Origin of the sequence: Marinobacter mangrovi (assembly GCF_016798325.1) — a bacterium.
GTDB classification, from domain to species: Bacteria; Pseudomonadota; Gammaproteobacteria; order Pseudomonadales; family Oleiphilaceae; genus Marinobacter_A; species Marinobacter_A mangrovi.
The window spans coordinates 136,029-161,483 of record NZ_JAERVO010000002.1 but is presented as its reverse complement, the minus strand read 5'-3'; the positions used below and the strand labels follow the sequence as shown (position 1 = coordinate 161,483).

Here is a 25,455-nt window from a genome sequence, read left to right as displayed (position 1 = left end):
TTACTTCTTCCGGACCAGCGTGCAGATGGCGCCCGGCTCCTCCACGCGCAGCACCAGGCTCTCGCTGGTGAACATCTGGTGATGGATGCCGTCGTTGGACGAGTAGCCGGTCATCAGGTCCTGGCCGATGATGATGCGCCCGACCCGGGCATCCACCAGCACGGCGCCCTCGATTTCCGCCTTGAACACGCCCAGTTCGCACAGCCGCTTGAGGTGCTCGAGCTGGAGCATGTCGCTGCCTTCGTAGCGGCGGAACAGCTGGTTGTACCAGCTCGGGGGCAGCGCCAGGGCGTAAGGCCCATGGAAGCCTTTTTTGTCCAGCTCGTCGACGGCCGACAGCACGTCGTTGAGTGCCTGCTCCACCTTCGTCCAGTCGGCGGACTTCACCTCGTTGCGGCCCTTGGCGGTCATCAAGCCTTCCAGACCGAAGTCCGGCTGGCCGTAATAGATGAACTCTTCCTCGCGCCGGGCGACGGCTTCGGCGGCGTCTTCCACCGAGCGCAGGTCCAGCGGCTGACCCATCGCCTCGTAACCCTGGATGCGGCGCACGCTGAGGCCGAAGCTCTTGCGCAGCATGGGGATGGCGACGGAGCGGCTGAGCACGGCCCCGGCTTCATCCGGCGCCGGTTGCCGGCAGTAGCCTTCTTCGCCCACTTCGATGGCGGTCAGGCCGACGCCGTAGGGGCCATCCACTTCCAGGAAGCGACGGCCAGTAAGGATTTCCCGCGCCGCATTCACGGCCGTGGCGTCGATCTGTTCCCAAATCTCCTTGGAGAATGATGCATTGTCCCGGTTAAGGTAGTTCATGCCTTGGACTCCCCCTTCATTTTGCCGATGGTGAAATGGCTGAGTGCCCGGCGATCGCCGTTACCCACGGGCGCTTCCGCCAGGTCCGACTCCCCTTCTTCCGCGTCCAGGATGGGCTTGTCGGTGTAGAGGTAGATGTCCATCTGCTTGGCAAAATCCGGGCTGTTGCGGCGCAGCCATTCCAGCACCATGCAGGCGTGCTCGATCTCTTCCCGCATGTTGTGCAGGAGCAGGCCTTTCAGCTCCTCGTCGCCGCTGGCGTCGGCCCGCTGCTGGTACCAGTCGACGGCTTCCAGCTCTTCCTGGACCGACACCAGGGCCCGATGCATGTCCTTGGTCTTCTCGGACAGCATCTCCATGGGTTCATGGTAACTCTCACTCGCTCCGGCCATTGCAATCTCCTTTGTGAGGATCCTCAGCAAAAGTGGATGACTGTCATCAGCTTAGCTCTTATTCAAGACCTTATGGCAGTGAACGCAGATTACAAGGTGACGCAGGCGACTTATCGCCCGGACCGGAGGGAGAAAGAGGAAGAGAACGAACAGGGAACGCCCTGACGCCGCTTTACAGCAGTGCCAGGGTCAGACCGACGCCCAGCAGGCTGCCCAGCGTCAGACCAACGCCGGAGACTTCGAGACTCCACTTCAACGAGGCGTCGTTGGCGCGGTAGCCGGTCAGGCGCTCCATGATCAGGGCGTTGGCCGCGAACGGTGTTCCGAAGGCCGTGATGGACCAGCCGGTGACCATGGCGACCGCCAGTCCCAGCAACGCCTCGTGCGGCCAGATCGAGCCGAGGATGCCGCCGGTGAGCGTTCCGATCACGATCGGGTTGACGCCCATCAGGCCTGCCACGAAATAGATCCAGGGCACGCAGGCCGCCAGCACCGGCCAGCCCCAGTCCGGCAGTTGGGCACTGCCGTGAATGTGTCCCAGCACCACGCCGCTGATGATGGCACCAATAAACGCCGAACCACCGACAATGGCCAGCTCGTTGCTAACCCGGTCCATCGGGGCGATCGGCGGATGTTCATCGCGCAACCAGGCCTGTACCCGTGCGCCCAGAACGACGGCCAGACAACTCAGGGTCACCGCGTGGGCGTAGCTGACGCCCAGCCCATGACTGAGCCCGAAAACACCCGCGCAGATGCCGAGGATCAGGCCGCCAAATCGAAGCCAGCTGCCAGCGCCGGCGGGTTGGTTGCGGCTGAGCGGCTGACTGGCCGGTTCCGGTTCGCGCCAGATCAGCCCCAGGAAGATCATCACCACCGCAAAGGGAATGGCCACGGCCATCAGGGAGGCGCTTTTCAGCCCCGGCAACAGTGTCAGGGTGAGTACCACGGAAATCGACAGCGGTGAGAACGCCGGCGATGTGCCGAATCCTCGCAAGACAGCCCGGGTGGCGTTGCGGGTGGCCGGGGAATCGCCGTCGCCACGAATCCGCTCGCCCACCAGGCTGCCCACCACGGCTACCGATCCAAAGTTCAGCGGGATCGACACCAGGGCGGTGCCGAACGCCAGGCTGAGATAGCGGCCCGTTGGCCGGCCGTCGAACAGGCTGACGGAAATCCGCTGCAGGTCGCGGGAGCGCCCCAGCACCGTGGACAACAGCATGACCGCCAGAATCAGCCCCGCCAGCCGCGTGACGTTGGCGATCGCGTCGCCTATCAGCGCTTGATCCGCCACCAGCGCATAGACCAGTCCGGCACACGCCACCAGGAACACGCCCTGCGGCACCCGGCGCATCTCTCCCCAACCCAGGATGACAACAGTAGCCACAGCAACCGCGCCGACATAGGTGGCGCCGGGCAGGAATGCCAGGATAGCGGCCAACAAAGCCAGGTAGGCGAGGATGGATCGTAAGCGTGGCGACATGGCGAGTCCTTAGGGAGCCTCAGGCAAATGAAAAGGCTATTGTAAGCAAGCTAAACACCTCGTGGTATGCGCAATTATGCGAGTACGGTGAACGGGATACGGGTTGCGCTTCCGGCCGTTGCCTCCGAAAAAAATCGCATTGAACAATCATTCAATTTTGCATCTGTCAACATTGAACGCCCGTTCAATGCCCCGTACCCTGCTTCTGATCCCGACTCCTACAAAAGGATAAGACGCTCTCGAAAAGACGCATTCAGACTGGCTAGAAGGAGATTCCATGCCTAATGCAATCAAGACCACGGCCCTGACTCTGGGCCTTACCCTGGCCACGGGGCACGCCCTGGCCGATGTCTCGGTCGAGCGCGGACCGACGCCACTCAGAAACGGTGACGCCAAAGCCGCGCAGGACATCCAGTTGCGTAACGACCATCTGGTCGCCTCCATTGCCGTCAACTCGGCACCGCCCTGGGGCGTGGCGCCCGGCGGCATCATCGACGCCGCACCGGTTCACAACGGCAAGCCGGCGCGGGACAAGGTCTCGCTGATCGACTTTATCCCCAACAACTGGTCCAGCTGGCCCACCACGCACCAGGATTTCACCATCGTGGAGAACGGCCCGGAGCGCGGCGTCGTGAAAGTCCAGCGGGACTGGGAAGGCGTGGAACTGACCACCACCTACACGCTCGACGCCGGCGCCGATCAGATCCACGTCGTGACCGAGATGCTCAACGACAGCGACAAGGCCTACAAAGACATCCTCTCCGGGTATGTCATGTGGCCGGACGGCGGGCACCTGTTCGGACCGGCGGGCATGCACGGCACCGAGGAAGGCCCCACGGACGCGGCCTTCGCCGACTGGTCCGCCGCCTATGACGAGGACTGGGGCTTCGTGCTGCACGCGCCGTACATGAACTACATCGACTACGACGCCCGCGACCTCTACAAGAAGCACGATCTGGCACCCGGCGAGTCCCGGACCTTCGAGGGCTGGGTTCAGGTCCTGCCGGACGGCAGCATCGCGCGGGCGGTGGAATCGGCGATCCAGCGCAAGGGCGTGGCCGCCGGCGAGGTGTCCGGCAAGGTGGAAACCGTCGATGGCGACACGGTGAGCGATCCCGTCGTCGTGGTCGAGAAAAACGGCAAGCCCTACACCTGGGCGATGGGCCACGAAGGCCACTACAACCTGCAACTGCCCACGGGCGAATACCGGCTCTACGCCACCGCACGCAGCTACGCCGACAGCGCGCCGGTCGATGTCATGGTGACGGCCGACGGCCAACAGACCGTCGACTTTGACGGCGTTAAAGCCCCCGGCACCGTCCACTTCAACGTCACGGATGCCCAGACCGGTGAGCCGCGGGACGCGCTCCTGAAGATCAAGGAAGGCCAGAAACCACTGGTTGGCTTCCTCGGCAAGGAAACCTACTTCACCGACCTCAAGCGGGTGGGTCAGCGGGAAATCCCCATCGCGCCGGGCGACTACGTGTTTGAAGTGGCGTATGGCGAAAACTTCCTGAGCCAGCCGACCAACGTGAAGGTTCATGTCGATTCGGGCGAAACCACCGATCAGGCCGTCACCGTCACCCAGACCACCTCCCCGAACGATCGTCACTTCTATTCGGCGGACATGCACCACCATTCCGACGTACTGGACGGCTTCACACCGCCGGAATACGTCATCCGCTCGGAGCTGTCCGCCGGGCTGGACCTGATGCTGTTGCTGGACCACGACACCACGCGCAACCTGCACGAAGCCGCGAAACTGGCCGCCAGCCGCAATGTGCCGTTCATCCCGTCCATCGAGATTTCCGCATCCTGGGGGCACTTCAACCCCTACCCCATCGATCCGGACGCGGACTACCGCATCAACTCCGGCACCGCCTCCATCCAGGACATCGTGGGTCAGCGGGAAGCCCTGGGCGCGGAAGCGATCCAGATGAACCACCCGTACATCAAGTACGGCTACTACACCAACGTGGAGAACGGCACCGCCACCGGCGGCTACTTCCCGCGGTTTGACCTGATGGAAATCAACATCGAGGGCGAGTACGAGAAGACGCTGCACAAGGCCTGGGATCACTGGAGCCACGGCGAGCGGATTTACCTGAGCGCCGGGTCCGACGTGCACGACGTCTGGCAGCATCGTTCCGGCGCCGTGCGGGCGTATGCCCAGGTGCCGGGTGCGGTGGACGCCCAGAACTTTGTCGCGGCCCTGCGGGACGGTCACGCGTTCGTGAGCTTCGGCCCGCTGATCTACCCGGATCACGCCTTCGGTGATGACCTCACCTTCAAGCAGGGGGACTCCACCACGCTCGGGTTTGATCTGGAAGCGGCCAACGGCCTGAAGTCCATTCAACTGATTGGCCAGGGCGGCCAGGTCGTGGACGAACAGACCTTCGACGACAGCCCGACCCAAGGCCGTGCCGAGTTCGACATCACCGTGGACGAGGACACCTTCTACGCGGTGGTGGTCGAGGACGCCGACGGCAAGAAAGCGTTCTCCAACCCGATCTGGATCGATGCCATGGAGCACCGCCCGGCACCGGCGGAAGAGAGCTGATCGAAACCGGCCAACACTGGGGCGCATCGCGCGCCCCAGTGTTCAACCTGCGGCCCTTCCCCACAGCCGATATCACCCCATCGCCCATTGCCAAGCCCCCGCCGCAGTCCTAACCTGAAAGCTCCGTCCATGCTTTCAGGGAGATCCCCATGCCACTGACGCCGTTCCACCTGGCCATCCAGGTCCGGGATATCGACGAGGCCCGTGAGTTCTACGGCAGGAAACTCGGCTTCCCGGAAGGCCGCAGCTCGGACCACTGGATCGACTTCAATGTCTTTGGCCATCAGGTGGTGACCCATCTGAACCCGGCCCTGGGCAAGGACGGCAGCGTGCAGGCGATCGCCAATCCCGTCGACGGCCATGGCGTGCCGGTGCCGCATTTCGGTGTGGTGCTGACGTTCGAGGATTGGGAGCGGTTTGCGGAACAGACGCGTCAGGTGATCGACCGTTTCATCATCGAGCCCTACGTCCGCTTCCAGGGCCAACCCGGCGAACAGGGCACGCTGTTCTTCTCCGACCCCAGCGGCAACGCGCTGGAGTTCAAGGGCTTCCGGGACATCGACAGCGAACTGTTTGCCCGTTGATGCCGTATCCTGACGGGACACGCTTGACCACACGACCACGCCCGATCACAGGATCCCGCTCTTTTGCGCACCTATTCCGATAACGACTACCCCGCGAACCACAAGCCCGACTGGCGTGTGATCGCCAGTCTCTGGCCCTATCTGATGGAGTTCCGGGGCCGGGTGATCCTGGCTGTAGGCTGCCTGGTAATCGCCAAGCTGGCGACGGTGGCCACGCCGATTGCCCTGAAATACATCGTCGATTACCTGGATGCCAGCCGCTCGGGCAATACGGTGCTGTGGATTCCGGTGATGCTGGTGATCGGCTACGGCCTGTTGCGCTTCGGCGGCACCCTGTTCAACGAGGTGCGCGACGCGGTGTTTGCCCGGGTGGCGGAGCGCGCCATGCGCCGGGTGTCCCTGAAAGTGTTCGAACACCTGCACGCCCGGGAACTGGCCTTCCACCTGGACCGCAAGACCGGCGGCCTGGCCCGGGACATGGAGCGGGGCAGCAGCGGGATCAGCTTCCTGCTGCGCTTCACCCTGTTCAACATCGTGCCGACCATCCTGGAGATTGTGATGGTGGCGGGCATCCTGCTGGTGGCGTTCCGACCGGCCTACGTGGTCGCCATCATCATTGCCGTGGTGGTCTACGTGGTGTTTTCCATCAAGGTGACCGAATGGCGGACCGGCTTCGTGCGCGAGTCCAACGCCCGGGACAACGCCTCCAACGCCCGCGCCATCGACAGCCTGCTCAACTACGAAACGGTCAAGTACTTCAACAACGAGACGTTCGAGGCACGGACCTACGACGAGGATCTGGAAGCCTGGGAACAGGCCCGGCTCAAGAACCGGTTATCCCTGGCCACCCTCAACGCCGGACAGGCCCTGATTATCGGCGTGGCGCTGATCGTGATCATGGGGATGGCCGTCGGCGATGTGGCCAGCGGCGCCATGACGTTGGGCGATTTCACGATGGTCAACGCCTACCTGATCCAGCTGTTTATTCCCCTCAACGCGCTGGGGTTTGTGTACCGGGAGATTCGTCAGGCGCTGGTCAACGTGGAGCGTCTGTTTGGTCTGCTGGAGCAGGCGCCGACGGTCACCGACGCACCGGATGCCCAACCGCTGGCGCCCGATGGCGCGGAGGTTCGCTTCGAACACGTGGGCTTCGCCTACCGCCCGGACCGGCCAATTCTGCGGGACATCGATTTCACGATTCCCGCGGGCCATCGCGTCGCGGTGGTGGGTGCCAGCGGTGCCGGCAAGTCGACCCTGGCGCGCCTGCTGTTCCGCTTTTTCGATGTGGACAGCGGCGCCATCACGATTAACGGCCAGGACATTCGCCACGTCACCCAGGACAGCCTGCGCCGGGCCATCGGCGTGGTGCCGCAGGACACGGTGCTGTTCAACGATACGCTCTACAGCAATCTCGCTTACGGTCGCCCCGGCGCCGATCGGGACGACGTCTACCGCGCGGCCCGGCTGGCGCACCTGGACCGGTTCATCGAGAGCCTGCCGGACGGTTACGACACCTGGGTCGGCGAACGGGGCCTAAAGCTGTCCGGCGGCGAGAAACAGCGGGTGGCCATCGCCCGGGTGATCCTGAAGGATCCGCCGCTGCTGATCCTTGACGAAGCCACGTCGTCACTGGATTCACTCTCGGAACAGGCGATTCTCGGCGCCCTGGATGAGGTCAGCCGCAGCCGCACCACGCTGGTGATCGCCCATCGCCTGTCGACCATCCGCGACGCGGACACCATCCTAGTGATGGATCAGGGGGAGATTGTCGAGACGGGGACTCACGCGTCGCTGATCCGGGCCGGTGGACTCTACAGTCGGCTCTGGCACCAGCAGCATGAGGATACGGAGACGGACCGCCCGTCCGCATCGATGGAAGCGGCCGGCCCGGCGCCCAACCGGTCTCAACCGAAGTAGTAGCGCAGCATCTGGGCGACGATGAGCAGCGCCATCAGCGGGAAGATCCACCGCCGGATGCGGCTGAAATCGCGCCCGTCACTGCGCGGCGCGTACTTCTCCACCAGCGGCACCAGGACGAACAGCGCGCCAAACAGCACCGCCAAGATAATCAGCAGGTTGGTCATGAAAACGGTCTCCCGTATTCGGGACGGTCAGGATCGGGCACAAACGTTGCCCTGCCCGATCCATTCCAACACGCCGCCCCACAGGGGTAAAGGCTTCCGAAGACGCCAGGTTGACCCGACTTATTCGTTCAGCCAGGCAATGGCCTCTTCTTCGGTGTGGAAAAATTTCAGATCCCCGGAAATAAACCAGGCGGCGATCTTGGCCAGGTGATCGCGCCAGCGCTTGTCGCCAAACACCGCAATCTTGTCGAACTGGTTGCCGTGTTTCAGTCCCAGGTTGAAGTCGTCCCAGGCCGCTCGCAGCTCCCAGCCTTCCAGTTCGGTGGCGTCGAACAGCGCTTTGACGTGGGGTTTCTCCACCGCTGCCAGCGCCGAATCGATCATGGGCGTGATGGTCTGATAATCCTCGTGGGTCAGTTTTCCCTGGGCCTTGAAGGACAGAAAAAACTGGTCCCCCACCCGATCGATGCCAATGGCCAGGCCGTGTCGTTTCATATCCATCGATGTGTTCTCCTGCCGTCACGAATGAAAGAGCGATCTGATATTCAGACTGACAGGAGACGGAAAAGTGCGCCTTGATTCAGGACAGGTTCTGGTGGGATGGCCGGACCGGCCAGGCCTTCAGGCCCGCCGGTCCGGTTCGCTTCAGACGGTAAAGCGGCGGGTGCTCGAGGACAGCCGGTCAGCGTATTCCGACAGGCGCTGGTTCTGGGTGCCCAGCTCGCTGCCGATGGCCTGGGTTTCGCTGCTTTGCTGCCGGATTTCTTCCATCTTCTGGGCGATGTCGTCGGTAGTGGTGGAGATCTCCTCCACGGCGACCACCACCTGATCCATTTCCGCATTCAGCGTCTGGATCGACTCCGTGACCGTGCCCATGGCGCCGGCGATCTGACCCGCGCTCTCTTCGCTCTCCCGGGCCAGCTTGAGGCCGTGTTGGGTGAGCGAGTCCATGTTGGCGGTCTGCTTGTTGAGCTCGTCGATGATGCGGGTGATGTTGTCGGTCGCTTCCACCGTCTTGCTGGCCAGGGTGCGGACTTCGTCGGCCACCACCGAGAAGCCGCGACCGGCTTCACCGGCCCGGGCCGCTTCGATGGCGGCGTTCAGGGCCAGCAGGTTGGTCTGTTCCGCCAGCCCATTGATCACGTCGATGATACCGGTGACCTTGGTGCAGGACTGGTTCAGGCTCTGCACGCCACTATGGGTGTCCTGAATCAGGTTGGACAGGCGCTGCATGGCGTTGACGCTCTCGTCCACAACACGCGCGCCGGACTGGGCGGATTCGTTGGCTTTCTGGGTGGACACGCCCACCTGGGAGGTGCGCTCGGCCACGTCGGTCAGTGTCACGGAAATCTGCTGGCTTGCGGTGGCGGCCTGGACGGTCTGGGATTCCACCGCCTCGCTGTTTCTCGCCAGGCGCTCCATGCTCTTGTCCAGTTCGCCGCGGACTTCGATCAGGTTGTTGGTGCTCTCGATGGAGTCCCGCATCAGCCGGTTGATGTTGTCGATCATCTGGTTGGTGGCGGTGGCCAGCCGATTGAACTCGTCCTTGTCGTTACGGCCGACATCGAGTTTGCGGGTCAGATCGCCGTCCGACACCCGCTGCAGCATTTCCATCACGCCCTGCAGCCGATTGACCAGGGTCCGGGAAATGATGAACAGGATCAGCACCAGAATCGGCGCGAAGATCACCAGCGCGCCCAGACTGACCATCTTGGCCGACGACTCCACAGAGGAGGCCTGTTCAATCGCCGCGGCAATCGGGCCATTCTGGAGCGCCTCGTCCTGGGCACGAATCGCCTTCTGCAACTGGTTGCCCGCGGCCACCGCGGCGGTATCGGTGGCCGATATGTCTTTCATTTTTGCAGCGGCCTTGTCGAACGCCGCGCGATAGGTGGTCACGGCTTTGCCGACGACGCTTTCCTGCCAGTCGTACTGCTTGACCATCAACTCCAGTCCTTTGACCGCATGCTCCGCCGGCTTGGCAAAGGACATATCCCGGTCGGCGAAAAAGCCCTTCTGGGTCCGCGACACCTCAGCAACGCTTTCGTCGAACAGACTGAGCTGCAGGTCTTTCAGACCCTGAAAAGCATCCGACAATGCCTTGCGCATACCGGACTGGTCGTTCAGGCCCAGGGCGGACACGTCGGTAATCCAGTCCTGTCGCTGCGCCACGTAGTGACCCGCGGCGCTGGCAATCTCGTCGGCAGAGCTGGCGATGTCGTCGTCACCGAGGGCTTCGGCACGGCGCCTGAGCGCCTCGGCATCGGCTTTGAACGCCTCCAGCTTCTGTTTGGCCGCTGCCTGTCCACCTTCCTTGAACGACGCCAGATCCTTTTCAATGCTATTCCAGTCGCTCAGCAACTCGCTGGCCTGGTTCTGGTAGCTGACCAGGTCGTAAGTCGTTCGGTAGGACGAGGATACAGACGTAATGCCCCAGTAGATGGCCGCGCCAACCGCCAAAAAGCCAAGGGGGGTAACAACAATCAGGGCCAGGAATTTCTGGCGCCACGACAGACTGAGCTTCACCGGTATTCTCCGTTTTTGTTTTGGGCCGACTCTGAAAAAATCCGCGGGCCAGCAGCCACCCGGCCGATTTTCAGGGACTTAATCGGTGGCTCAGTACAGAGCACCGTCGGATTCAGGTCAACAGAGTTGTGATCGATTTAACAATTCAATTCAAAAGATTTGCATTTGATTTTTGTAACCAGTGCCACCATCCATGGTAAAACCGTTTAGTTTCCTATCGGCCGGTCCGGGCATTACTGCAGTGCCGACTTTGCCCGGATCAACACGAACGCCATTGAATCCCGTTACTCCGGCCGGCTTTTGATGAACGCCCAACACCCAGAGGTCCCATGAATCCAACCATTGAACTCCTGCAATCCCACCGTTCGATCCGCAAGTTCACCGGCGAGCGTATTCCGCGCGACCTGTTCGAAGCCTGCATCCGGGCCGGCCAGGGGGCCGCCACCTCCAACCACGTTCAGGCCTACACCATCATTCACGTGGTGAACGCGGAAAAACGCGCCAAGCTGGCCGAGCTGGCGGGCGGCCAGGCCTATGTCCACGACAGTTCCGATTTCCTGGTGTTCTGCGCGGATATGAAGCGCCCCACGGAAGCCGCCGCGCGGGCCGGAGCCGATGTCATCAGTGGAATGACGGAGCAGTTGCTGGTGGCGAGTATCGACACGGCGCTGATGGCGCAAAACATTGCCATCGCCGCAGAATCGGCCGGGCTGGGCCTTTGCTACATCGGCGGCATCCGCAATAACCCGGCGGAGGTGAGTGAGCTGCTGGAACTGCCGGAACACGTGTATCCGGTGTTCGGCATGTGCCTGGGGTACCCGGACCAGGACCCGGAGGTCAAACCGCGCCTGCCCCTGGCGTCCATCCTCAAGGAAGACACCTACCAGGACGCCGGCGACGAAGACCTGGTGGCCGACTTCGACGAAACCATGCGGGGCTACTACCGCAACCGCACCGGCGGCACCAAGGACACCACCTGGTCCGAGCAACTCAAGCCGCTGTTCACCGCCAAACTGCGACCGCACATGCAGGAATTCCTGCGGGACAAGGGCTTTGGCCTGAAGTAAGACCGACAATCAGGCGGGCAACGGCCTTTGCCGTTGCCTCACGCCAGGTTACCCAGCAATAGCCAGACGCCAACCAGGACCGCCAGTGCCCCCGCGCCCCTGGCCAGCCAGTCACCGCCGGGCAGCACTTTCTCCAGCAGGACCAACGCGGCCAGGCCGGCGATCACCAGCAGGTCCATCACCCCACCCACGAACAGCAGTGCCATCAGCGCCCAACAACAGCCGACGCAGTAGGCGCCATGCGTGACGCCCATGTGCAGGGCGCCGGACGATCCCGACCGCCAGTGATGGATCACGAATGCCGCTGGCCCACGACAGTGCGCCAGGCAGGCTTTTTTCCACGGGGACCACTGATACAGACCGGCAATGACCAGAACCATCCCGTTGAAGAGTCCGCTCTGGCTGCGCATCATGGGTGACAGGATCGCCCATTGCTCCAGAGCCCACTGCAATGCCGTGGCAGCGATGCTGAAGATCAGCCAGATCAGGACGTACCCGGCCGCGAACAGCAAGGTTCCCAGCCCGACGTCCGGCAGCCGATTGTGCAGGGCCACCCGCCGGTACAGGAGAATCATGGGGGTCGCGCTGGGCAGCATCATCGCCATCATCATGATGGACCACATCAGGCCCATGGCCACGGCGTATGCCGGCGTCCAGGGATGGAAGGTCATCATTCCGCCCATGGCCATACCGACTTCCATACCCGTCGCCATGTCGACCAGATACCACCAGGACAGGACGACCACCGCGGCCAGCGCAGCCAACGTCAACACGGACATCCAGTCCAGCCGATGCGACAATGCCGCCGGCTCCGTCCGGAGCGTACTCATGACCGCCTCCGCTTACCGGAATACACCAGCAGGACCGATATCCAGCCGGGAAAAGTGACTGTGGCTGGCATCCAGCTCCAGCGGAATCGCCGCCCGCGCCGAAGTGTGTCCGCTGGCCACTTCGGCCACCGCGTACTCAAAGCCGTTGGGCAGGTCGATGCGCGCACGGTGTTCCTGGCCGGTGATCGGATTGATAATGGGCTGACCTTCCGCCTCGATCATATCCCCCACGCGCACGGTAGCCTTGCGGGCATCGACGTCACCGTCGATATCGATGCGACAGAACACGGGATCGTGCATGTGGGTCAGGGTGCTGGCAAAGACGTTGAAGAAGGTCGCGCCGGGTTCGGACGTCTCGCCCGAGAGAATGGCCATCAAACCGTCGCGCTGGGCCTGGCTGGCGCGTTCATCGATAAAGGCCTGGGCGTCGCCGTTGCCTTCGTGGATCGCGCCGGGCCATTTGAAGGTGACCGCGAAGTTCAGGTCATCCAGCCGGGTGTCGCCAAAGTGACCGTCCTCGATGTGGAAGGCGCCGAAGGCCTGGCAGTCACCCTGGGTGGGCCGCCCGTTAAACTGACAGGGGCAGCCGAAATCGCAGTTGCAGTTTATGAACTCAAAACCGCGTATTCGCCAATCGGTCTTGTCCATAGCCGTTACTCCTTTTGGGTAACGCCCGCCTCTGCAACAAGATTAAACGCACGAAAGCACCGGGAGCCAGCTTTGTCGGCTCCCGGCTTAGACGAATACGCAGCAAGCCATTCAGTGATAGATCAGGTGATTATCCCCGATCCGGCCCGATTCAATGGAACACCTGCCGGCGGATGGTTTCCTCGTCCTTGTCCACCAGATTTTTGTCCACGCTTTCGCTGACCATGCGGCTCAGCGGCTTGCTCAACGACTGGCGCAGGACACCCAGAAAATCCGGAGCCGCAACCAGCGCCAGGTGATCGAACCGCCCCTGCTGGCGACCTTCTTCCAGGGTTTCGACGATATTGCTGGCAAAGGCTTTCTGCTCCTGGGCCCGGTAATCGGGTTCTTCCATCGGGTGCTGGGCCTGCCCCATCCGATCATTGGTGCGGCCGGGTTTATCAGTGACCAGCTCCTGCTCCTTCAGGCGGCTGTCTTCGTGCTCAAGGCTGGTGATTTCCGCCGGCACGTTATTGCGCTGTGTCGTGGCGAGGATGCGGGCATGGGCACTGTCCGCGACGACAATCCAGGTCTTTTCCATAAAGCCTCCTCGGCAAACCGTTGGCCGTGAATGTCATGACAGCCATGCCCGTGCGGCGGGCACAGCCCACTGCTCACTCTGACCCTACCGCATCGACGCTACCGGCTTAAAGGGCCCGTTGCCTCGCCTGACGAGACGGTCATGTGGCCGCCATCTTAAGTCCGACCTCACACATCAATTTCGTTCAATACGCGGGCGTTGTGGGCGGTCACACTGCAGGCCTGTCTGATCCGGAGAACACGATGAGCCTGTCACTGATCCTGCCCATGTCCGCCTTCGCCCTGGCCGCTTCCATTTCGCCGGGACCGGTCAACATCGTCTGCCTGAGCAGCGGCATGCGCTATCGCCTGCACCGTGGCCTGATCTTTGTGACCGGGGCCACCCTCGGCTTTATTGCGCTGTTCCTGGCGGTCGGCGCCGGTCTGCACTCGCTGTTGCTGCGTTATCCGGGTCTGAGTGAAGGACTGACCTGGGCCGGTATCGCTTTCCTGCTGTACCTGAGCTATCGACTGGCGCGGGACAACGGCCAGTTGCCGGAGACGGAGGAAGCGCAGCCGCCCGGCTTCTGGACTGGCGCGGCCATGCAGTGGCTCAACCCCAAGGCCTGGCTGGCGTCCGCCTCGGGAATCAGCGCCTACACCAGCGGGTCGGCAACCGGCGAGCTGCTGCTGTTCGCCGGCCTCTACCTGCCGATTTGCTGGTTGTCCTTGGGGAGCTGGGTCTGTGCCGGCCGCTTCCTGCGCCAGCATGTGCGCCAGCCGAAAGTGCTGCAGACCATCAATCGCAGCCTGGCGGCGCTACTTGCGGGCAGCTGCCTGATCCTGATGCTGGACTGACGTGGTGACATACTGGCGGGGTGTCGCGGCGACCAGCCGTTTGAACACCCGCTGGAAATGCGGCTGGTCGGAAAAACCGGCTGCCAGCGCCGCATCGGCGATTGGCTGCCCCGCCTTGAGGGCCTGCTGGCCGAGCCGGATGCGCTGGTTGATCTGGTAGGCATGCGGCGTGAGGCCGAAGTGTTGTCGGAACGAACGGATCAGGTGCCCGGCCGTGCAGCCGGCCCGCTCACAGAGCTGCTCCAGGGTAATCTCGTCGGCGCAATGCTTGCCGATGTAGGCCGCCACCGCCTGCAGCCGCTCCGGCGGTGTGACCGGCCGATCCGCGGTGGCGGACGGAGTTTCCGCCAGGGCCAGCATGACGTCAGACAGCAGATCGACCACTCGTGACTGCTTCTCCAGCAGTGTCGCCTCAGGCTGCAACAGGCACGCGGCCATGGCCCGGTAGCCGTCATACAGGGCGGGATCGCGCGAGGTCGACGCGTCCAAGTCGTCCCAGATCGGTGACGCCAGCAATCCCAGTTCGTGGCGCAATTCGGCCAGCCAGTCCTTGTCCACATAGAGCATCAGGTAGGCCCAGGGCTGATCGGCAATCGGGTTGCAGGCGTGCACCCATTCCGGGTTCATGAACACCAGGGTGCCCTCTGCGATCGTCTCCAGCCGGTTGGCGTAATCGAAGGTGCTCTGGCCACCGGTGATCGCGCCCATGGACCACTGGGCGTGGGAGTGCGGCGCGTAGCAGACCTTGCGGCCATCCTCGACACAGCGCAGTTCCACATGGGGCATGCGGTCATCGCGCCAGAACATGGGTTGGGCAGAATTTTTTGGCTTCATGGGGGTGTCCCTTCCGAGTGTCCACCGACACCTGAATTCAAAACGTAACACATCTACGACAAAGGGGAGGATTTCCCTGTGCGCTCAACGCGCTATCATGTCGTCAATGTATGCTTTCGCTGAAACCCTGCTGGACCCATAAGAACGTCGGATAATGAGACGCGACATTCACATCGCTATGGCCACGCTGGCTGCCCTGCTGCTGGTGATCGCTGCGCCCCTTCGGGCGGACAGCATCAAGCGCATCGTCCATCCGGACGGGTCAGTGGAGTTCACCAACGTCAAAAGCGGCGGCAATGACCGTCGTGCCTCCTCCGGCGACCAGGTGGTCTACCGCTACAAGGACGAAAACGGCGTGGTGGCCTACACCGAGGAACGGCCGCAGAACGCCGACGTCCATGTGATCCACTTCTACTGCTACGCCTGCGACCCGAATTCCACGGTCGACTGGCACACCACACCGCTGTACCGTTCGCCGTATCGCTCGGAAATCCGCCAGGCCGCGACGACCTACGGCGTCGACCCGTCGCTGGTGCGCGCCGTGATCCACGCCGAGTCGGCCTTCCGGCCCGATGCGATCTCGCCTCGCGGCGCCCAGGGTTTGATGCAACTGATGCCGGCCACGGCCCAGGAACTGGGCGTGGGCAATGCCCTGGCCGCGGCCGACAACATTCGCGGCGGGGTCCACTACCTTGCGGAAATGCTCAAGCGATTCAATGGCGATGTGCGACTGGCGACGGCGGCCTACAACGCCGGCCCGGGTGCTGTCACCCGCTACGACGGTATTCCGCCCTACGCCGAAACCCAGGCCTACGTGAAGCGGGTCGGAATCCTGCGGGACCGGTACGCCAGCGGGAACTGATTGCCGCCCGCATGCACCACCTCGATCGCCCGCCAGACCCGGCTGGCGGCGGGCGCCTCGCCCGTCATATCCGCACAGGTGTCGTAGCGGAACACGCTCGACGTTTCGCAGGTCACGTCCAACCAACCTTCGCGATCGCCGGCCTGCCAGTGCCAGCGTGAATGACTGCAGCCGCCCTCCTCATCGACCTTTTCACGCTGCAGATCCACCACCCCGTCGACGCCCCGCGCTTCCAGCCATTTCAGGCCGGCGACCTCGGCGCATTGCCGGACCGGGCTGTACTGGGAAAAACCGCGATACGCCGGCAGATAAGGCCGATCCAGCGCAACGGCGTGAAGAAAGGCATCAACCTGGCCGGGCTCCAGACGCCCGTACTTCCGGGCCGCCGGAAACGTCATGAGGCTGGCCGCCAGGCGGCAGCCGCCGAGGTGCGAGCTTTGCCAGACGTCGGCCTCATGGCCGCCCTCGGCGACAGCGCTCTCCAATGCCCGGTAGGTGGCATTGCCAAACTTGGCGCAGCACTTGTCCTTGCGGCCGTGCGTGCAACACAGGATCAGGGGCCGCCGGGTGGGTTCGGGAGACCATCGATCAAGCGGCGCATCCGCAGCCAGCGCTTCGAGGAAGCCCGGAAGCTCGTGGGTCGGCAGGTCAAACTGCAGGCACTCGGGCATCAGGTAGAGACGGTGCCGGCCCCGCGGCTGGGAGGCCCGATGGATCAGGTTCACCCGGCGTCCGCCTTCGGTGATGGCCTCAATGCCCGCCAACGTGGCCTCAGACATATCCGCCGCTTTTCGGAAGACCCGGGTCCACTGGCTGCTGGGCCAACTGATCAGCAGGTTACGGAACTTGTGGGCCCCGGTACCGGCCAACGGATCACCCGCCCGGAGACTCTCCGTGGCGCAGAAATTCGAACGTTTCATGGAAGGGTCCTGCATCCCTACACCTGTTCCACACCGGTCAGCGGTTGCCGGACGGATCGGATCCCGGTAGCCGGCACGCAGATCGGGCGGTGGGTACCAGGATCGGTGAGAATCCGGCAATCCAGATCAAAGACGGCATTCAGATTGGCGGCGGTGAAGATCTCCGTGGGATCACCGCGGTGGCGAATCCGGCCCGCTTTCATCATGACCAGGGTGTCGGCGTAGGTCGCGGCCAGGTTCAGGTCGTGGAGGACCATCAACAACGTACGGCCCTTGCGGTGTGCCAGGCCCACCAGTAACTCCAGCAACTCCACCTGCACCTTGAGATCAAGAAACGTCGTGGGCTCGTCCAGGAGGATCAGGTCGGTTTCCTGGGCTAGGACCATGGCGATCCAGCACCGTTGGCGCTGTCCGCCGGACAGGGCGTCAACCGAACGGTCGGCGAAGTGCGCGACGTCGGCAATCGACATGGCCTCCTTCACGGCCACCTCGTCCTGACGGGACCATTGTTTCCACAAGGACTGGTAGGGAAACCGGCCCATGCCGACCAGTTCCCTGACGGTCAGACCCTCGGGTGCCGTCGAACTCTGGGGCAGCAGGCCCAGCCGGCGTGCTACCGAACGGGTGGCCTGGCGATGGATGGCCTGGCCATCGAGCACCACCTGGCCGCCATCCGGCCGGATGGAGCGGGCCAGCGTTTTCAGCAGGGTCGACTTGCCGCTGCCGTTCGGGCCCAACAACACCGTCACCTTGCCGGTCTCCAGGGAAAAATCGACCTGTTCCAGGATCGGCGCATCGCCGTAGCCAACGACGAGCTGCCGCCCCTCCAGGCGATGCGCAGAGCGTGGAATGTCAGGAGTATCCATCATGAGACCGTCGCTATTTACCGGGCCACAATGTTATTATTTACGATTCTCATTTTCAATTAAGAACAAACTGCAATTCACGCCATGATCGCCCCTATCCCGAAACGACCGGCCGTCCGTTTCCGACGAATCGCGCACCCGCTGCTGCTGTGTCTGCTGGCTGCCCTGATACCCGTTGCGTGTGCCGACACCCCCAAGCGCATCGTCACCCTGTTCCAGGGCGCGACCGATACGGCACTGGCCTTGGGGTTACAGCCCGTGGGCGTGGTGGAATCCTGGACCCAGCAACCCGCTTTTCGCTACCTGCGCGCCCAACTGGGTCAACCGACCTTCCTGGGCCTGGAGACGCAGCCGGACCTGGAGGCGATTGCGTGGCTCCAGCCTGACCTGATCGTTGGCGCCTACGGGCGGCACCATCTGATCCAACCCCTGTTGTCCCGCATGGCACCCACCGTCATTGCCGACCAGGTCTACGATTTCAAGGCCCTGCTGCACCGGATGGGAGAAGCCACGCAGCACCAGGCTGAGGCCGACCGATTGCTCGCTCGCTGGCAGCAGCGCGTGGCCGATTTCCGCCGTCAGATGGCCGACAAACTGGGGGATCGCTGGCCCCAGACGGTCTCGGTGATCAGCTTCCGCAGTGATCATGCCCGCATCTACTACGGCGGATTCGCGCGCATCGTGCTGGATGAGCTGGGCTTCGATCGCCCGGCGGCCCAGGATCAGGACGGCTGGGGAATCAAGCTCACCAGCCAGGAGAGCATCCCGACCATGGATGCCGACGCCATCTTCATTTTCATGGTCGAGTCGGACCCCGCCGTCATGCGCACCTATCGCCAATGGACCGCCCACCCGCTCTGGAAGCAGCTCTCTGCCGTGCGCGAGGACCAGGTTTTCCGGGTTGATCCGGTCACCTGGAACATGGGTGGCGGTTACCTGGCCGCCAACCGGATGCTCGACGAGCTCTACGATCATTACCGCCTGAGTCCGAACACCGTTTCCCGGGAATGCCCCCAATGCTGACGTCGATTTACGGCAAGACCACCGGACTGACCGCCAGCCTGCTGTTGCTGCTGGCCAGTTTCGTTGCCAGCCTCGCGCTGGGTCACTATGACGTTTCCCTGGCAACGCTCAGGGCCAGTTTTATGGATTTCGACCCGGCCTCCACAGGGCAACTGATTGTCGTCACTGAACGCTTGCCCCGGGCCATCGTCGCTGCGCTGGTCGGTGCCGGCCTGGCGGTGGCCGGTGCCCTGATGCAATCCGTCACCCGCAACGCCCTGGCCTCACCCGGCATTCTCGGCATCAACGCCGGCGCCATGCTGTTCGTGGTGGTCGGCTCAGCCTTCCTGCCGCTGCAGGCACCCTGGTCGCTGACGGCACTCGCCTTCACCGGCGCCACCGTGGCGGCTTCGCTGGTGTACCTGCTGGGTCGGGAGCCCGCCAAGGGCGCCGGCATCGCGCCCTTGCGACTCGTTCTTGCCGGGGTTGCCGTGACCGCTCTGTTTATCGCCGTCGCCCAGGGGTTGCTGGTCATCAATCAGGAACGTTTCGGGGATGTGATGTTCTGGTTGGCCGGCTCCGTCTCCAGCCGCTCGTTGGACAGCATCGGTCCCGTCTTGCCGCTGTTCCTGCTGGCGTTCGTCGCCACGGCCCTGCTCACGCGCCAGCTCAACATTCTGGGGTTGGATGATGCGATGGTCCGTGCCCTGGGCCAGTCCACCGGGTTTGTACGGCTGGCGACCGGCGGCATCGTGGTGGTGCTGGCCGGCGCCTCGGTGGCGCTGGCCGGAATGATCGGCTTCGTGGGACTGATCGTGCCTCACCTGGTGCGCGGGTTATTCGGCCGGGACCACCGCTGGCTGCTGCCCGCCTGTCTTTGCCTCGGTGGCAGCCTGCTGTTGATTGCGGATACCGCCGCCCGCTTCATCATCCCACCCCGGGAGATCCCGGTGGGCGTCATGACCGCCCTGATCGGCGCGCCCCTTTTTCTCTACCTTGCCAGCCGCCGGAGCCCGTCACTGTGAATCCGAGCCTGATCCTGCGAAGCGGCGACGACCGCCTGTCCCTGAAAATTCCGCGACGTACCCTGGGCGTCGTCTGCATTCTGGCTGGCCTGCTCATCGGGTGCGCTGCCGCCAGCCTCAGCCTGGGCAGCCACCCCACCTCGCTGGGCGATGTCGCGTCCGTGCTGGCCGGCTCGGACGACAGCGGCCTCTCGCTGATCGTTGGGGAGATCCGGCTGCCCCGGGTGCTCCTGGCCATCCTGGCGGGCGCGGCGCTGGGCGTGGCGGGTTTGCTGTTGCAGGGGCTGGTACGCAACCCGCTGGCCTCCCCGGACGTCATCGGGATCACCAGCGGCGCCTCCGCGGCGGCCGTAGCCGTCCTGACCCTCGATCTGGCGGTGCGCGGCGATGCGCTGTTGCCGCTGGCGGCCATTACCGGCGCGTTTGCCGTGGCCCTGGTGATCCTGGCCCTGACCGGAGGCCACCGGGCCTCGCCGGGGCAGCTGGTGCTGGTGGGGGTCGGCCTGGCGTCCGCGTTGGGCGCCCTGATCACATTCATGCTCGTACTCAGCGGCGACGCCAGTGCGATGAACGCGTATCTCTGGCTGACCGGCAGTCTCTACGCCGCGCAGTGGGGCGACGTCATCCGTCTCGCCCCCTGGCTGGCGATCTTCCTGCCGGTTGCCCTGGTGTGCGCCCGACAACTGGACGTGCTGGCCCTGGGTGATCCGATGGCAACCGGACTGGGCGCGCCCCTCTCCGGATATCGTCCCCTGATGCTGTTGTCCGCCGTGGCCCTGGCCGGTTCCGCCGTGTCGGTGGCGGGAGGGTTGAGTTTTATCGGGTTGGTCGCGCCGCATATGGCGCGCAACCTCGTTCGTGGAGGACACACGGGACGGCTGGTGACTACCGCCTTCCTGGGAGCACTGATTCTGCTTTGCGCGGATATGGTGGGACGTTTGGGGTTTGCCCCGCGCGATCTTCCCGCAGGGGTCTTTGTGGCGGCGGTTGGGGCGCCCTACTTCGTCTATCAGATGTACCGCCTCAAACGATGAACGGATCGGCATGACCGTCCATGGCCATGCCACTCCCCCTTTTTAACGGTTAGAAGTTGACGGCGTAACCCAGGGAGTACGTCCGTCCGCGGCCCTTGAAGTAGTATTCGTCGCTTACGCGAGCCGCCTGGGAGTAATAGGTGAAGTAGTCCTCATCCGTCAGATTCTCGATCCCGAAACTGACGCGCCCGACCGGTAGACGATAGGCCAGCGAGGCGTCGAACAGGCTGTACCCGTCGAAATCAAGCTGGTCGTTGTCGGTGTTTCGATCAAAGTAGTGGGCCGCCTGGAGGCGAGTCGACAGCCGATTGTTCCAGGTCGCCGTCCAGCCCAGTCGCAGGGTATCCGGCGCGATATTGATGCCCGTCAGGTCCGTATCCACGTTGCCGTCGCCGTCGGTGTCGGACCGGCCCCTGGCGTGAGCATAGCTTGCGGTGAGCGTGTGGGCGTCGGTCACCCGGGCCTCGCCACTGATTTCCACACCGTTGATTTCCGTTTTCTCGCGGCTGCCGACCCAGGTGCCGTTCACTTCAGTCAGGCGCTCGCCATAGTCCGAATTCGACTCGTAGTAGCTGATCTCCAGGCTGTAGGTCTGCCAGTCGAAGCGCGCTCCGACTTCCCGGTTATCCGTAACGATGGGCTGGAGAGTCAGCAACGTGTCGACATCCTGCCCCGGATCACTCACGCCTCTCAGCACCCGCCCCACATCCGGCATACCAAAGCCCTCGGAGTAGTTGCCGTAGAGCTGCATCCAGGGGGTCACCTGATAGACCAGGCCGGCATTGTATAGGGTCTCGTTGAAGTCCGGACTGCCGCCATCGACCGTCACGTTATCCTGCGTTACGTTGCTTCGGTCGATGGTCTGGTAGGTATCGACCTTGAGCTCAGCGTATTCGTGTCGAACGCCGGCGTGGAGTGTCAGCGGGTCGAGTAATTTGAAGTCACCCTGCAGGAAAACCGCGTAGTTGCGGAAGGTGGATTCCGGCACATAGGTGCGTCCGGTGTGGACCAGGACCTGCGTGGTCTCGTCCTGCAGGACATCGATGCCGGAGGTGAGTTTCAGGCGGTTGTCCAGCATTCCCGCACGGCTAATGGTGAACTTACCGCCCAGCTTGTCGGATTCGTTGCGGGTCTGATCGTAGCGGGTGTTGCCGTTGCCATCCAGGTACGGGAAAAAGGGCGTTGTGGCGAACCGTGCCCGGAAAGTCTGACTGTAGAACGTGGCATCCAGCTGATTGCCATACCAGTCGTCATGGGCATAGGACAGGCGTGCTGTGGTCACCTTGTTGTACCCGGGATCGCCCTCCGGATTGCCTTTTTCTGCGGTCGTCGGAATACCGGCTTCGCGGTCCCCGGGGACAGGCACGTAATCGCCGTTACCCTCAAGCTCGAAGCGATTGATGAAGAACGTCACGTTCTGGTTGTCGTCCAGCCAGTAGCCCAGCTTGGCCAGCAGGTCATAACTGCTCGAGTTCTGGATTTCACCGGGATAGGCCACCCCGATCCGCTCGTCGTTACCGTCGTAGAATACGCCCCGTTCCTGGATCGTGGCGCCGGCCAGGTAATCCCAGTTGCCCTTCTGACCGCTGGCCTGGTAGTTCAGCTTGTAGCCCTGTCCATCCGACTGTACGTCGTCATCGGTCGTCAGCGTCACGCCCGCCTGCTGGTTGAACGTGCCGGATTCCGGCCGTCGGGTCACGAAGTTGATGATCCCGCCCGTCGCGCCCAGACCCTGCTCGGCGCTGGCCCCATAGATCACTTCGATCCGGTCGACCATGCTCAGGTCAATGGTATAGCTGTCTCGTGCGCTGTCCCGCAGCGGATTGGATTGGGGCACCCCGTCGATCATGAACAGGGCCGATCGGCCACGGAACGTCTCGCCGGCGTTGGAGAGCTTCTGGCGGCTCGGTGAATAGGAGGGGATCAGGTTGCTGAGCACCTGGCCCGGGTCGTCCGTGATCGCCAACTGTTCTTCGATCTGTTCCCGACTGATCACGATTACTTTCTGCGGCGTCTGCCCCTCGACGCTCTTGTTGCGCGTGGCACTCACCACAAGGGGAGCCAACTCCGTGTCGGCCGTGGCCTCCGCAACCACCAGGGTTGGTGCGCTCGCCAACAAAGGCCCCGCAACCGCCGTAGCCAGCCAACCCTTTCTTACCCTTACCGCTTCTGTCATTTCGCTACATCCTCGTCGATTCACTCCTCGATCGTTGCGACCATCCACCCTGTCAGCGGTGACACATTGGCCGAACACGAAGTCGCGAATGTTAATTATTATTATTTGCAATATCAATTTTTTGTTAAATAAAACAGCCAGGACACGGGCAAAATCGGGAAAGGGCTCATCAGATCAGGCAAGGGCCATACGGCGTATCGCCCGCCGTGTGGTTGGAGTCGTGGGAGATGGGACCGTTGATGTCAGGCGGTCTGTGGCTTCCGGGCCGATGCGCCGGGAAGCGGTTTACCGGTCGCTTGCGCCACCGTACGGGCGGTGCGCTCAAACGTCAGGGCCAGGCGCTCGAACATGCCCTCGATGATGGCCGTCTGCTGGTTGGGTTCACCGGCCTCTTCGACCGCGTGCAGCAGGCTGGCACTGGCATCCCGGAATTCGGGGTAAAGCAGGCCTTTCGAGCTCTTCAAGTAAGCAGTCGACAGGGCCTTCTGCCATTCTCTCAGGCGGAGGTCGACCGATGCGGAGCGATGACTCTGGATCAGTCGCCGCAGGCGGATGGAAACATGCCCCAGGTTGAGGCCGGTAAAGCCCAGGTCGGTCATATAGCGGTCGCTGGTGCCGGTGCCCTGGTCGAAATTGGCGATCCGCAACAGGCGCTCGCCCATCCGGCCGTTGAACCAGTTCTCGGGATGGTCGTGCTGGTCGATGTCCAGCAGATCCCGTGCGGTGGCATGGATCAGGCGCCGCTGCAGCAGTTGGCTGTCCGGCGGCGAGATGAGCTTGAAGACCCAGTACAGCACGCTGATCCCCACGAACAGCCCCAGCGCGGTGCTGACCGCCGTATCGGCATGGAACGTCATGTTGTTGCTGGGTTGGGTAATGATGGTGAACGGGATGCAGAAGCCCAGTCCGTAAGGCAGCGTCGGCCGATTGGCCAGCACCAGCAGGCCCACGAAATACGGCCCGGCGAGGACCAGCACCAGAATCTCGAAATCGCCACTGCTCCGGGACAACAGCCCCAGCCCGAACAGCAGCGCCACGGGAATCGCCACCATGGCGCCGATCAGCACCCGTTGCAGGATGAAGGACAGCGCTACCAGCGAGAACCGCGAAAACATCACCGAAAACACCACGGGCATGATCATCAGCATGATGGCCGCCTGACTGGCGGTCTGGACCCAGACAACGGCCCCGATCAGGAACACCGCTGCGGTCCGGAAGCCGTTCACCGCACCCACCAGCGGATCCCGGTGGGTTTTCAGCCGAGGCGCATTGAGAAGCGTCTGGTCGCGGTTTTCCAGGGCATTGTAGGCGCGCAGTACGACCACCAGATCCCCGACCATTTCCAGCGACGTCTGGCTGAGCCGGGAAACAATGGCCTCTTCGCCTTCCTGCTGGTCGCGCAGCTGTTTCAGTTGGCGTCGAAGTTGTTGTGCGAGTCGATAGCCCTCTTCGTAGCTGTCGGTGTCAGCAATCTGTTTGAGCCGCTCGCGCATGAGGGCCAGCAACTCGGCAAACGCCGGCGACACCAGGTCCGCATGATTCCGCCGAAAACGCCCGATAATTTGCGTGACGGCCACCAGCGACAGGATCCGGTTGCACAACAGGCTGGCCGCCCTGCCCCGCCCGGGGCCTTCCGGGCCTTCGTACGCGACCGCACTGGAGTCGTCGTTCACCGCCACCAGCGTTTCCAGGATCTGGTCGGCGTGCTGGTGACGCTCTTCGTGGGAGCTCTCGGGATCCAGCTCGACCGTGATGTATTCCAGCGTACCGTTGATGGCCGAGCGGGCCTGGGCGCGCAGGCTGTCCTTCACCTTTACCGGCCACAACAGTTGGCTGACCAGCATGGCGCAGATGGCACCCACGGTAATCTCGCTGATGCGGGCCTGGGCAATGGAGAACACCGCCTGACTGTCGGCGGCACTGGCATTGGCCATGACCAGGATCACCACCAGACCCGCGGTCATGCCGGCCATGGCAAAGGCGTAGATGTAATTGGTGCTGTGGACCATGGACGCCGCTGCGGAATTGAGCCCGATCCACAACGTCAGGCACCCCAGTGCCAGCACCGGGTAGGCGGACAGGAACGCCAGGATCAGGATGCCCACCCCGCCGCCTACCGCCGACCCGACGATCTGGCAGATGGCCTTCTCGATCACCAGGCCGCTCTCGGGGCGAATCTGCAGGAACACCGCCGACACCAGCGCCCAGTAGGGCCGATCCAGTTGCAGGTACATGGACACAAACAGCGCCAGGGCCATCGAGATCACCCCTTTGAGGGCGAAGATGACCGCACGCCGCTCCGGCATCAGCAACTGGGCGAGAACCGGGTGAAGCGCCATGAT

The 25,455-nt window shown here is 63.1% G+C and carries 23 protein-coding genes; 9 read left to right on the top strand and 14 right to left on the bottom strand.

Going from position 1 to position 25,455, the window contains the following annotated elements:
* The 3 genes from JL474_RS06685 to JL474_RS06675 form a co-directional block, all read right to left on the bottom strand.
* Window positions 1-807, bottom strand: coding sequence for a family 1 encapsulin nanocompartment shell protein (locus JL474_RS06685; protein ID WP_123635651.1), 807 nt, complete (start codon window positions 805-807; stop codon window positions 1-3).
* Complete coding sequence (locus JL474_RS06680; RefSeq protein ID WP_203141438.1) at window positions 804-1,199, bottom strand: encapsulin-associated ferritin-like protein; 396 nt, start codon at window positions 1,197-1,199, stop codon at window positions 804-806. Before JL474_RS06680 ends, JL474_RS06685 begins: the two co-directional genes overlap by 4 nt.
* 172 nt (window positions 1,200-1,371) lie before the next feature.
* Window positions 1,372-2,679, bottom strand: a complete 1,308-nt coding sequence (locus JL474_RS06675; protein ID WP_203141437.1) for a hypothetical protein — start codon at window positions 2,677-2,679, stop codon at window positions 1,372-1,374.
* Window positions 2,680-2,956: 277 nt separating this feature from the next.
* Here JL474_RS06675 and JL474_RS06670 point away from each other — a divergent pair, with 277 nt between their 5' ends.
* From JL474_RS06670 to JL474_RS06660, 3 genes are all read left to right on the top strand, one after another.
* Entirely contained in the window at window positions 2,957-5,239 is a 2,283-nt protein-coding gene (locus JL474_RS06670) for a CehA/McbA family metallohydrolase (protein ID WP_203141436.1), read from the top strand.
* Between the two features lie 149 nt (window positions 5,240-5,388).
* Window positions 5,389-5,823 carry a VOC family protein gene (locus tag JL474_RS06665; RefSeq protein WP_131480266.1) on the top strand — a complete coding sequence of 145 codons (435 nt, stop codon included), beginning with the start codon at window positions 5,389-5,391 and terminating at the stop codon, window positions 5,821-5,823.
* 63 nt (window positions 5,824-5,886) lie between these two features.
* A complete protein-coding gene (locus JL474_RS06660) occupies window positions 5,887-7,740 on the top strand; it encodes an ABCB family ABC transporter ATP-binding protein/permease (protein WP_203141435.1) in 1,854 nt (617 codons plus the stop codon).
* Here the strand turns inward: JL474_RS06660 and JL474_RS06655 are convergent.
* The 3 genes from JL474_RS06655 to JL474_RS06645 all read right to left on the bottom strand — a co-directional run bounded on the left by JL474_RS06655 (window position 7,728) and on the right by JL474_RS06645 (window position 10,433).
* Window positions 7,728-7,907: a hypothetical protein gene (locus tag JL474_RS06655; RefSeq protein WP_123635657.1), complete on the bottom strand. Its 180-nt coding sequence runs from the start codon at window positions 7,905-7,907 to the stop codon at window positions 7,728-7,730. The genes JL474_RS06660 and JL474_RS06655 overlap by 13 nt on opposite strands.
* A 120-nt stretch (window positions 7,908-8,027) precedes the next feature.
* Window positions 8,028-8,408, bottom strand: coding sequence for a SpoIIAA family protein (locus JL474_RS06650; protein ID WP_123635658.1), 381 nt, complete (start codon window positions 8,406-8,408; stop codon window positions 8,028-8,030).
* Between the two features lie 144 nt (window positions 8,409-8,552).
* Window positions 8,553-10,433, bottom strand: a complete 1,881-nt coding sequence (locus JL474_RS06645; protein WP_203141434.1) for a methyl-accepting chemotaxis protein — start codon at window positions 10,431-10,433, stop codon at window positions 8,553-8,555.
* Between the two features lie 329 nt (window positions 10,434-10,762).
* On the opposite strand from JL474_RS06645, the gene nfsA reads away from it, so the two are divergent.
* Window positions 10,763-11,500: an oxygen-insensitive NADPH nitroreductase gene (gene nfsA / locus JL474_RS06640; protein ID WP_203141433.1), complete on the top strand. Its 738-nt coding sequence runs from the start codon at window positions 10,763-10,765 to the stop codon at window positions 11,498-11,500.
* Window positions 11,501-11,538: 38 nt separating this feature from the next.
* Here the strand turns inward: nfsA and JL474_RS06635 are convergent, their stop codons facing one another.
* The 3 genes from JL474_RS06635 to JL474_RS06625 all read right to left on the bottom strand — a co-directional run bounded on the left by JL474_RS06635 (window position 11,539) and on the right by JL474_RS06625 (window position 13,558).
* On the bottom strand, window positions 11,539-12,330 hold the full coding sequence (locus tag JL474_RS06635) for a DUF2182 domain-containing protein (RefSeq protein WP_203141432.1): 792 nt from the start codon (window positions 12,328-12,330) through the stop codon (window positions 11,539-11,541).
* Window positions 12,331-12,342: 12 nt separating this feature from the next.
* Window positions 12,343-12,978: a DUF1326 domain-containing protein gene (locus tag JL474_RS06630; protein WP_123635661.1), complete on the bottom strand. Its 636-nt coding sequence runs from the start codon at window positions 12,976-12,978 to the stop codon at window positions 12,343-12,345.
* A 151-nt stretch (window positions 12,979-13,129) separates the two neighbouring features.
* Window positions 13,130-13,558: a host attachment protein gene (locus tag JL474_RS06625; RefSeq protein ID WP_203141431.1), complete on the bottom strand. Its 429-nt coding sequence runs from the start codon at window positions 13,556-13,558 to the stop codon at window positions 13,130-13,132.
* 248 nt (window positions 13,559-13,806) lie between these two features.
* Here JL474_RS06625 and JL474_RS06620 point away from each other — a divergent pair, with 248 nt between their 5' ends.
* The gene (locus tag JL474_RS06620) at window positions 13,807-14,394 is read left to right on the top strand and encodes a LysE family translocator (protein ID WP_236012138.1); all 588 of its coding nucleotides are present in this window, start codon (window positions 13,807-13,809) and stop codon (window positions 14,392-14,394) included.
* Here JL474_RS06620 and JL474_RS06615 read toward each other — a convergent pair.
* Window positions 14,356-15,228: an AraC family transcriptional regulator gene (locus JL474_RS06615; RefSeq protein ID WP_203141427.1), complete on the bottom strand. Its 873-nt coding sequence runs from the start codon at window positions 15,226-15,228 to the stop codon at window positions 14,356-14,358. The two genes, JL474_RS06620 and JL474_RS06615, sit on opposite strands and share 39 nt — an antisense overlap.
* A gap of 154 nt (window positions 15,229-15,382) precedes the next feature.
* Between JL474_RS06615 and JL474_RS06610 the strand changes: the two genes are divergently transcribed.
* On the top strand, window positions 15,383-16,090 hold the full coding sequence (locus JL474_RS06610; protein ID WP_203141426.1) for a lytic transglycosylase domain-containing protein: 708 nt from the start codon (window positions 15,383-15,385) through the stop codon (window positions 16,088-16,090).
* On the opposite strand, the gene JL474_RS06605 is transcribed toward JL474_RS06610, so the two are convergent.
* Together JL474_RS06605 and JL474_RS06600 are read right to left on the bottom strand one after the other, a co-directional pair.
* On the bottom strand, window positions 16,039-17,010 hold the full coding sequence (locus JL474_RS06605; RefSeq protein WP_203141425.1) for a sucrase ferredoxin: 972 nt from the start codon (window positions 17,008-17,010) through the stop codon (window positions 16,039-16,041). The genes JL474_RS06610 and JL474_RS06605 overlap by 52 nt on opposite strands.
* Window positions 17,011-17,027: 17 nt before the next feature.
* On the bottom strand, window positions 17,028-17,879 hold the full coding sequence (locus JL474_RS06600; protein WP_407944047.1) for an ABC transporter ATP-binding protein: 852 nt from the start codon (window positions 17,877-17,879) through the stop codon (window positions 17,028-17,030).
* An 81-nt stretch (window positions 17,880-17,960) separates the two neighbouring features.
* On the opposite strand from JL474_RS06600, the gene JL474_RS06595 reads away from it, so the two are divergent.
* The 3 genes from JL474_RS06595 to JL474_RS06585 are packed head-to-tail and all read left to right on the top strand — an operon-like array spanning window position 17,961 to window position 20,937.
* Window positions 17,961-18,899 carry an ABC transporter substrate-binding protein gene (locus JL474_RS06595; protein ID WP_203141424.1) on the top strand — a complete coding sequence of 313 codons (939 nt, stop codon included), beginning with the start codon at window positions 17,961-17,963 and terminating at the stop codon, window positions 18,897-18,899.
* Window positions 18,893-19,903, top strand: coding sequence for a FecCD family ABC transporter permease (locus tag JL474_RS06590; RefSeq protein WP_203141423.1), 1,011 nt, complete (start codon window positions 18,893-18,895; stop codon window positions 19,901-19,903). Before JL474_RS06595 ends, JL474_RS06590 begins: the two co-directional genes overlap by 7 nt.
* Window positions 19,900-20,937 (top strand): FecCD family ABC transporter permease, encoded by a 1,038-nt coding sequence (locus tag JL474_RS06585; protein ID WP_203141422.1) that lies wholly within the window; start codon window positions 19,900-19,902, stop codon window positions 20,935-20,937. The genes JL474_RS06590 and JL474_RS06585 overlap by 4 nt, the downstream gene beginning before the upstream one ends.
* 49 nt (window positions 20,938-20,986) lie before the next feature.
* Here the strand turns inward: JL474_RS06585 and JL474_RS06580 are convergent, their stop codons facing one another.
* On the bottom strand, window positions 20,987-23,053 hold the full coding sequence (locus JL474_RS06580) for a TonB-dependent receptor (RefSeq protein WP_236012096.1): 2,067 nt from the start codon (window positions 23,051-23,053) through the stop codon (window positions 20,987-20,989).
* Between the two features lie 302 nt (window positions 23,054-23,355).
* Complete coding sequence (locus JL474_RS06575; protein ID WP_203141420.1) at window positions 23,356-25,452, bottom strand: FUSC family protein; 2,097 nt, start codon at window positions 25,450-25,452, stop codon at window positions 23,356-23,358.
* Window positions 25,453-25,455: the final 3 nt, after the last annotated feature.